8 protein-coding genes are annotated in these 9,171 nt (G+C 40.7%); 6 read left to right on the top strand and 2 right to left on the bottom strand.

Annotated elements, in window-relative coordinates; translation table 11 throughout:
• The first annotated feature begins 35 nt into the window (after positions 1-35).
• Genes VK664_RS08790 through VK664_RS08805 form a run of 4 tightly spaced genes read left to right on the top strand, consistent with a single transcriptional unit; the run spans position 36 to position 5,478 of the window.
• Positions 36-818 (top strand): bestrophin-like domain, encoded by a 783-nt coding sequence (locus VK664_RS08790; RefSeq protein ID WP_461398271.1) that lies wholly within the window; start codon positions 36-38, stop codon positions 816-818.
• Between the two features lie 24 nt (positions 819-842).
• Entirely contained in the window at positions 843-3,233 is a 2,391-nt protein-coding gene (locus tag VK664_RS08795) for a hypothetical protein (RefSeq protein WP_461398272.1), read from the top strand.
• A gap of 39 nt (positions 3,234-3,272) precedes the next feature.
• Positions 3,273-4,643, top strand: a complete 1,371-nt coding sequence (locus tag VK664_RS08800) for a DUF1254 domain-containing protein (RefSeq protein ID WP_461398273.1) — start codon at positions 3,273-3,275, stop codon at positions 4,641-4,643.
• 55 nt (positions 4,644-4,698) lie between these two features.
• On the top strand, positions 4,699-5,478 hold the full coding sequence (locus VK664_RS08805) for a bestrophin-like domain (protein ID WP_461398274.1): 780 nt from the start codon (positions 4,699-4,701) through the stop codon (positions 5,476-5,478).
• A 186-nt stretch (positions 5,479-5,664) separates the two neighbouring features.
• Here VK664_RS08805 and VK664_RS08810 read toward each other — a convergent pair whose 3' ends face one another.
• Positions 5,665-6,447: a LytR/AlgR family response regulator transcription factor gene (locus tag VK664_RS08810; protein ID WP_461398275.1), complete on the bottom strand. Its 783-nt coding sequence runs from the start codon at positions 6,445-6,447 to the stop codon at positions 5,665-5,667.
• A gap of 1,032 nt (positions 6,448-7,479) precedes the next feature.
• On the opposite strand from VK664_RS08810, the gene VK664_RS08815 reads away from it, so the two are divergent.
• Together VK664_RS08815 and VK664_RS08820 are read left to right on the top strand one after the other, a co-directional pair.
• Positions 7,480-7,650: a peptidase associated/transthyretin-like domain-containing protein gene (locus tag VK664_RS08815; protein ID WP_461398276.1), complete on the top strand. Its 171-nt coding sequence runs from the start codon at positions 7,480-7,482 to the stop codon at positions 7,648-7,650.
• 154 nt (positions 7,651-7,804) lie between these two features.
• Positions 7,805-8,077, top strand: coding sequence for a TonB-dependent receptor plug domain-containing protein (locus tag VK664_RS08820; protein ID WP_461398277.1), 273 nt, complete (start codon positions 7,805-7,807; stop codon positions 8,075-8,077).
• Here the strand turns inward: VK664_RS08820 and VK664_RS08825 are convergent.
• Positions 8,074-8,895 (bottom strand): substrate-binding domain-containing protein, encoded by an 822-nt coding sequence (locus VK664_RS08825; protein WP_461398278.1) that lies wholly within the window; start codon positions 8,893-8,895, stop codon positions 8,074-8,076. The two genes, VK664_RS08820 and VK664_RS08825, sit on opposite strands and share 4 nt — an antisense overlap.
• Positions 8,896-9,171 lie beyond the last annotated feature (276 nt).

Here is a 9,171-nt window from a genome sequence, read left to right on the forward strand (position 1 = left end):
CGATATCAGTCAGGATAAAATAACAAATCATTTTTATGGGTGACACACTCTTTTTTCAACTACCAACCTATATCCTCTTTGTATTAATATTTTCCTTCATCCTGTTGGCGAACTGGTTGGGGTATTGGTATAAAAAAAGACAACTTGAAAAATATCCAGGACAAGTTATGGAAGGTATGGGCTCTATTGAAGGATCTATACTCGGTGTTATGTCGCTTTTGCTTGGATTTACTTTTTCACTCGCTGTTGGCAAATTTGAATCACGAAGACATGTAATCGTTGAAGAAGCAAATACCATCGGTACAGCTATTCTCCGTTGCGACATGTACCCGGACAGTATCCGAAATCCTCTTAGGCAAAATTTCAAAGAATATGTAGAAGCAAGGATTGCTTACTATGATGCCGGGTCTGATGAGGACATAATGTCCCGGGAATTAGTTAAGGCTGAAGAGATTTCAGGGAGGATATGGAAAACAGTTGCGGAAAATTCAAAAGATCCGGAGTTCAGAGTAAGGTCACAACAAATGATCCCTATTCTCAATGACATGATTGATGTTGTTACTACAAGGGATGCCTTGAGAATCAGCAGGGTGCCGCAACTGGTATTGTGGACACTTCTCACACTTGTTTTAACAGCTGCTTTTCTTTTAGGATCCGACTATAAAGGTAAAAAGAGAAATATAGTTTTATTGCTTGGCTATGCATTAGTCATGACACTAACCCTCAACCTTATTACTGAACTAAATCATCCGCGCGAAGGCCTGATTAACCTGGATGGGGTTGAGCAAAAAATAAATAATCTGAGAAAGCTTGTATAGCATCAACAATAAATGCATTTTATTATGAAAAAGAGATTGCTGGCAGTCATAGTTATTATGTTGTTCGCCATACCCGGGTTTTCGCAGGACGTAACATTTCCCAGACAACTAACCAATGAAGGTTCCGTGCTTACCATGTACCAACCACAGGTAGATAGTTGGGAACAATATAAGAGACTACATTACCGCATGGCATTTACATTGAAACCGAACCAGGGCCAGGAAGTTTCGGGCGTGTTATATATGAGTGCAGATACTGAGGCTAACATGGAAACACACAGGGTTGTAGTTAATAATTTCTCTACCTCAAAAATAAATTTTCCTTCTCTGGAAGAGTCAGACGCAAAAAAAATGGAAGAAACGGTAAGATCTTTTATGTCGCCCGACCGTTCACTGGTTATGTCTATCGAACAAATAGTTGCCTGCACACCAAAGGTAGATACTGTAAAGACCGTCGTACTCAATAACAATCCCCCGGTGATATTCACAAGCAAAAGACCAACTCTGCTACTCGCGGTTGAGGGCTCACCGGTGAGGGCTCCGGCCAGCAAAGAAAACCTGGACTATGTTGTTAATGCCGGTTATCCATTGTTTTTCAGCACACCTGATAGTGCCTGGTACCTCTATGATGGACTGGGATGGCAGCAGGCAAAAGAATCGGGAGGACCATGGGCTTTCACGGCCAAAATACCTGTCTCACTGGTCAATCTTGCAAAAGATACCAACTGGACCATGCTTAAGGGAACTGTACCTGCAGTATCCAAACCGGATAAAAAAATGCCAGGAATTTTTTACTCTGAGAAAGTGGCGGAACTGATTCTTTTCGAAGGTGAACCAGCCTATAAAACAATCAGCGGAACAAAGTTGAAATTCGCAACAAATACAACCAGCGATATTTTTTTCAGCGGATCAGATAAACAGTTTTATTATTTAACAGCCGGTCGTTGGTTCAGCTCAAATAGTTTAAATGGCCCCTGGACCTATGCCACACCAGATCTGCCTGCCGATTTTGCACAAATACCAGAAAGCAGTCCGGCTGCAGCTGTACTCCCTTTTGTACCAGGAACTGAACAGGCAAAAGATGCAGTGATGATTGCACAAATACCAACTACAATCCAGGTTAACGCCACCGAAGCTGCTAAACAGGTCAACATCCCATATTCAGGTGAACCAACATTTAAACCAATTGATAGCACCAGCTTGTCGTATGCTGTGAACACAACCGAAAAAGTTATTAAAGTGAATGATACTGCATATTATGCATGCGTAAAAGGAATCTGGTTTAATTCAAACACTCCCAACGGGCCCTGGCAAACTTCTACTTCTGTTCCACCGGTAATTTATGCCCAACCCGTTAGTTCACCGGTATACAATGTTACCTATGTTACACAAACTGTAACCAGTCCCAACGTTATTGAATCCAGCTATACAGCGGGATACCTTGGCGTTTTCGCTGTGGCTGTTCCACTTGGGATCATGATCGCTGTCGGCACCGGCTTTTACCACCCACCCTTCTATTATTATCCTCCATATGGATACCCGATGTACTATCCCTATGCAATGACTTATGGAATGTATGCTTATTCGCCATATCACTATGGAAGGGTCGCCTATCATGCATCATATAATCCAAATACAGGCATGTATGGAAGAAGCGCTACTGCCTATGGACCTTATGGTAAAGCCACCGTAGCCCAGGGTTATAATCCAAGTACAGGCACTTATGCCAGGGGAGCATCTGTGTCCACTCCCTATGGCAGCAGAACCACTGCCCAGGCATATAATCCATATACAGGTGCCAGTGCTTCAACCAGGCAAAACTCGAGTCCACATGCACAATGGGGATCAACAACTATTAACAATGGAAAAGGGCAGTCTGCTTCAGCAGGGCATATCACAACCGCGGGGGGAACTACAGCTGCTATCAGGACAAAGGATGGCGATATGTATGCAAGCAAAAATGGCGAGCTATATCGTAACACCGGGAACGGTTGGGAATCTGCTGAAAGACCTCAACCAAAAGTGAATCCGAACAATACAAGTGGAACTGCCGCAAACCCCTCGGTATCTAACAGGCAGGCAAATACGCCGTCTGCTTCCACCCGTGACCTGAATGGACCATCTGCTTCAACCAGGCCTGCCAATACTCCTTCCGCTTCAACCCGTCCCGCATCCACGCCATCTGTTTCAAACAGGCAGACCACCAGCCCCTCGGTTTCAAACAGAGACGCAGGTATGAATGCAGCAAACAACAGGGGCAGTTTTAATATGCAGGAGATGAACAGGGAATCTCAGAACAGGCAACGAGGAAATATGCAAACCCAAAATTATAATCGCATGTCTTCCGGGCGTAGTTACCAGGGCGGCAGAGCACCGATGAGAGGTGGTGGCGGAGGTGGTGGAAGACGCAGATAAATTCTCGAAATCCAAAATATAATCTTTAAAAAAACAATTATGAGCCAGCAATTCAAATCAAAAGTACAAGAGCAGACTAATGACGTTGTGGCCGCCGAAGAAGCCCGGACCATCGCTAAAGAGGCCTATATCTACGGTTTCCCGGTAGTAGATAGCTATCGCATCCAGCATGCCTACTTCATTGACCATGATAATAAAGAGTATAAAGCGCCTTTTAATCACCTGATCAACATTCCACGTGTTTACACGCCGGAGGATAAGGCTGTTCAGACCCCAAACTCAGACACCCCCTATTCTATGATTGGCATGGATCTGCGCACAGAACCGCTTGTGCTTACAGTACCAGAATTTGAAAAGGGTCGCTATTATAGCATTCAACTTATCGATGCCTATACTCATAACTTCGATTATATAGGCAGCCGCGCTACCGGGAACGAAAGCGGCAATTATGTTATTGCAGGTCCGAACTGGAAAGGGGAAAAACCAGAAGGTGTGAAGAAAGTGATTTTTGCAGAAACCGAATTTGCATTAGCTGTTTATCGTACGCAGCTTTTTAATGCGTCTGATCTTGAAAATGTGAAGAGGATTCAGCAAGGTTACAAATTACAAACGTTATCAGAATTCATGGATAAACCAGCCCCCGCGGCAGCTCTAACTCCTGACTATGCTCAACCACTATCTGTTGAAGAACAGAAGACATCACTTGGGTTTTTTAATATTCTGAACTTCCTGCTTCAATTCTGTCCGATAGTTCCTTCAGAAAAAGATTTAATGGAACGATTCGCAAAAATTGGTGTGGGTGGTGATAAAAATTTCGATGCAAACAAACTTAACCCAGCATTGAAAACAGCACTTGAACAGGGAATAGCGGACGCGTGGCAGGATTTTGCAGGTCTGAAGAAATTAACGGATGCAAAGGAAGTAACCTCCGGGGATATTTTCGGCAACCGGGAATATCTAAAAAATAATTACCTGTACCGTATGGCTGCGACTGTGATGGGCATCTATGGCAATTCCAAACAGGAAGCAATGTATCCGGTTTATTTCGTGGATGCCAATGAGAAGAAACTGGATGGAGCCAATTCTTACACCATCCGCTTTGAACCCGGTCAATTGCCACCTGTGAACGGATTCTGGTCTTTGACAATGTATGAACTGCCTTCGAGCCTGCTCACAGCAAATCCCATTAATCGTTACCTGATTAACTCGCCGATGCTTCCACAGTTGAAAAAAGACGCTGATGGAGGGCTTACAGTTGTCATCCGGCACCAGTCACCTGGCGCAGAAAAAGAAGCTAACTGGCTACCTGCACCTAAAGGCCCTTTTTGGGCGGCAATGCGTTTATATTGGCCTAAGGAAGAAGCACTCAATGGAAGTTGGAAAATACCATCAATGCAATGCCTGAATTAATGTCTACACACAAAATTTAGAATTTTTGACACGATCTTAACCTGTTTAGAAATCAATGACAAGTCTGCCATTATTCCTGCAATTCATTATTACAAACATCGTCATCCTTGGATCCATTGAAGTGGGAAAGCGTATGGGTGAAGCATTACAACGCTATAAGAAAAATGAAAAAGATGGTATGATTTCGGTCATTTCGGGGTCGATTCTCGGACTATTGTCCTTTATGCTCGCATTTACTTTCGGAATTGTATCTGACAGGCATGATTTGCGCAAATCACTGGTCAGAGAGGAAGCTAACCAGATAGGAACGGTGTGGTTAAGATCAGATTTTATTGCAGAACCAGATCGTTCGGTAACAAAAAAACTTGTGAAAGAATATCTTGATCTTCGAATCTCGTTGCTTAAGTCAGCGGGGGATGAAAAGATAATAAAATCCGTTGTAGATGCAGACAGGATACATGATAAATTATGGGCCCTGGGAATAAGCCATTCAAGAAACGACCTGCAGTCAGACCTTGGAGCTCTTTATTTTGATGCGCTGAATAAATTAGCCGATATCCAGGGACTAAGGGTAGCTATCGGGTACAGGGGGCATATACCTGCCGGACTATGGATATCATTGTATACCCTTCTCGTCTGTGCAATGCTTTCTATTGGCTATTATGCATACAGTATACAGTCTAAAAGGAGTTTCGCATCCATCTTATTGGCCTTTTCTTTCTCATTGGTGATAGGTATCATTTCAAATCTCGATCAATTGCAAACAAAACATTTCGAGATTTCACAACAACCACTTTTGGATCTGCAGAAAAAAATAAATGAAAGAGAATTATGAATTATGAGTTATGAGTTATGAAACCTTAAATATGAGAATGTGAATTATGAAATCTTCATTACGAGAATATGAATTACAAAACCTTCACCGATAGATATTTGATTAAAACAGGCATAATTATCTATTCAAATAATTCTTTGCTATTTATTCAAATAATTCTTTACTATCTATTCAAATAATTCTTTACTATTTGTTCAAATAATTTTTTACGGCAGGGAGGTAACTATCGCTGATCGGCAGTTCTATTCCCGGCAACAAAACCTTCTTGCTTCTTACCCACTTTATTTTACTTACCGGTATCACATACTTTCTATGTATACGAATAAACCTATCCTTGGAAATTTTCTGGAAAAGTTCCTTCCAGGTCATCAATGTCATTACCGGCTTCTCATTATTCAGGTTTATCCTTAGATAGTTTTCAACGCTTTCTATATATTCAATTGCATCCATCTCAATTTTTATCAACTTGTATTCTGACCGGACATATAGGTTTCCGACACGGGCCCCTTCCCTGTTCTGGTAATAATCAATTGATTGGTTTATTGCTGCTTCAAAGTTGCTTAGTTCAAGCGGTTTTCTGAGGTAACAAAGATTGAGTTGCTCTTTTTTCCAGGATATACGTTCCTCGCTATCTCTCATGATGATTACGAAAAGATTTCCAACCCGGGATCGAATACGTTTGATCCAGGAAACGTCATCCTTGTCACTAAATGTTAATAACAGGTCTACTTGATTGGTCTTAAGAAATTCTTCGGCTGAATTCCGGTTATCAAACATTTCAACAATCCTGAGAAAAGGGAACCGTTCAATCCATTCGTGCAACTGGAAAAGGACTGAATACACATTATCTATTACAACACATTTGATGATCATAAGCTGGTTTGACAGGATATTAACAAATGCAAAACGACTGATCTTTGCCGCCTTGCAAATAAGCACGAACAGGGATTCTAAATCCACTCTGCTCATATGGATGCCTGTAGAAGTCGCAAAAGGAAGGCCAAAAATTCTATACAGTGAAAGGTTTGAATTCCTGCCCTGCTTTTATCTTCGGGAAAGATGATATAACTGACGCAATTCCAGTCAATTTTTCTGTATTCGTCAATACAAAAGACGGATTCGTCAATAAATTCGCCTCAAAATGCCGTATTCTCAAATTTCATTATCCTGGTAAAAGTATTTTACGAACAGAAAAATTAGAAATTGCCCCTTCCATTTAGCGCGCCCAAACCTGCTATTTTCTTTAATAAATGGGCAAAGTGGTGGATATTAACCCAAAAATCCGCATTTGCCTTTCGGCTTTTTTGCATGTTAATGTAAGGGTAGGCGTCTTTATCTTTACCTTTCGAAATTTAGCCCAGAATGAAAAATTTTTTGTTTTCAATAACCGATAATCGATGTCTCTCCCAGTGTTTATTGCAGGGCAAATCCAATGACGAATTCATTGATACTCATGGATATAAAAAGGGGCAATATTAAAGTTGAATTACAATTTCCGCTTATCCAGTTGTGATGGTTGACCAGAACTACAAGCTTGAAGACTCAACTAATTTAATAGCGGCAGGAGGTGACGATTTCCATACTTATATTTTATCGTAAATCAGTTCTAAAACGTATTCAGATAAAAAAGGATTCGGTACTTAAAAGCAATCGGTAGTAAAAGCTATTTAGTAGCAAAAAGTATGCAGTAGTAAAAAGTATACAATAGTATAAAGTATACAATAGTATAAAGTATTCAGAAGTAAAAAGTATTTAGTAGTAAAAAGTATTCAGTAGTAAAAAGTATGCAGTAGTAAAAAGTATGCAGTATTGAAATGTATGCAGTATTGAAAATTTTCAAATACCGTGATTTTATAAAACTTAGATTCCTTATTTTTCGTAGTTCACGTGATGCCAACTCAATTTTTCAAAGAAAAATTATCCTGGATCAAAAAAGAAAAATTATCCTGGATCAAATAATCATCACGCTAAATAGCACCCCAGAATTAATACACGGTTATAATGAAGATTACACTATTCATAATTCTTTTGCTCATTTCGGCGCCTGGTTTTAGCCAACCAGTAAATGGTTATGTATTTGGCAGTGATAAAAAACCACTTGACGGCGCAACGGTTGCATTAATTTCAAAAGGAACACATTCACATACTAACGAATACGGTTTCTTTTCTTAAAGATGCTGTTGCCGGCGATTCAATACAGGTAAGCCATGTTTCATATGAAACAATCAGAACCCGTTTACAAACCGATAATCAACGGATTATCCTGAATCCTGCTGCATTCCAACTGGAAGGAGTCGAAATCCGCTCTACTACCAGGCATCTGAATGTGATATCTAATATCGATCTTCAGACTAACCCGGTCAACAATTCCCAGGAATTATTACGTAAGGTGCCAGGTCTTTTTATTGGCCAGCATGCCGGTGGAGGAAAAGCTGAACAGATCTTCCTGCGTGGTTTCGACATAGACCATGGAACGGATATCAACATCAGCGTGGATGGTATGCCGGTTAATATGGTTAGTCATGCTCATGGCCAGGGATATGCTGACTTACATTTTCTTATCCCCGAGACTGTTGAAAAAATAGATTTTCACCACTAATTTACGTGGGTAATCAAAGTAGCCGACAACTCTTCATTATGGTACGTAACAGGTTTAGTTTGTAGGTCGTCTTTACCGGAAAGCAAGCTGATCATTAGTTCCATGGCTCTCTGACCCTGCTTCAGTGGATATTGCTCAAGCGAAGCCAGTGGCGGATAGGCGGTGTAACTTGTAATGGGAAGGTTTGCGTAACTAACGAAAACAATGTCTTTGTTCACTTTGATGCCATGCTTTTCTGCATATTGAACTGCATCCATATGAACATAATCATTAAAGGTTATAATAGCTGTCGGAGGATTTTTTAGTTCAAGCAATTTTTTAATGGCAGCATAGGTGCTATCCTTTGAAAGGTCAGTCTTTTCCACCAGTTGCATATCAACCTTAAGTTTTTGTTTTGAGATTCCTTCTATATATCCATTGAGACGTTCTTTGCTTGCCAGTATTTTATCCGGACCATTGATAAAAGCAATCCTTCTTAAACCCTGGTTAAATAACCAGCCAACCATCTCAACAGTGCCCTTATACAGGTTGCAATAAATTTTGTGTACCTTCTCGAATGGAGGAACGCGATCAAAATAAATCACGGGAATATTATATTTATCAAGCGCAACCAGGTGATCGTATTTAATAGTTTGTTTTGATAAAGAAATGATGAGTCCGTCAACTCTTTGTTTTTTCATGGCTTCCACCACTTTGATCTCCTTGTCAGTGTCATCATAACTCTGGCCGAACAAAATTGTGTAATCGTGTTCCATAGCCGCGGTTTCAATGCCGCTTATCGCATCACTAAAAAACTCTTCCCTGATATAAGGCAACACAACACCGATAACCTGGGTTCTCTTTTGTTTAAATAAAATTGCCTTGGTATTTGGTTCATAGCCAATTTCCTTGTAAACCTCTAACCAGAACCACGACTGAATTTCAAAATGTGCCGGTTACATTTGTCGCTTACTAAAAAATGATCGATGGACGACCAAGAACCGCAACACCGGCCACCCAGGCGCAACAAACAGCAATTACTTGAATTGATTGCAAATTTTGATAAGACCCCAGGCATAACCATAAAAGATTTTTGTAAGCTTAATAAGGTTACC

Origin of the sequence: Flavitalea sp. (genome assembly GCF_035489435.1) — a bacterium.
Lineage (GTDB): Bacteria > Bacteroidota > Bacteroidia > Chitinophagales > Chitinophagaceae > DATHKG01.

What these genes read in the sequence shown, in the direction of transcription:
- VK664_RS08790 (WP_461398271.1), top strand. Translation starts at nt 36, where the DNA reads ATGGGTGACACACTCTTTTTTCAACTACCAACCTATATCCTCTTTGTA.
- VK664_RS08805 (WP_461398274.1), top strand. Translation starts at nt 4,699, where the DNA reads ATGACAAGTCTGCCATTATTCCTGCAATTCATTATTACAAACATCGTC.
- VK664_RS08810 (WP_461398275.1), bottom strand. Translation starts at nt 6,447, where the DNA reads ATGAGCAGAGTGGATTTAGAATCCCTGTTCGTGCTTATTTGCAAGGCG.
- VK664_RS08795 (WP_461398272.1), top strand. Translation starts at nt 843, where the DNA reads ATGAAAAAGAGATTGCTGGCAGTCATAGTTATTATGTTGTTCGCCATA.
- VK664_RS08800 (WP_461398273.1), top strand. Translation starts at nt 3,273, where the DNA reads ATGAGCCAGCAATTCAAATCAAAAGTACAAGAGCAGACTAATGACGTT.
- VK664_RS08815 (WP_461398276.1), top strand. Translation starts at nt 7,480, where the DNA reads ATGAAGATTACACTATTCATAATTCTTTTGCTCATTTCGGCGCCTGGT.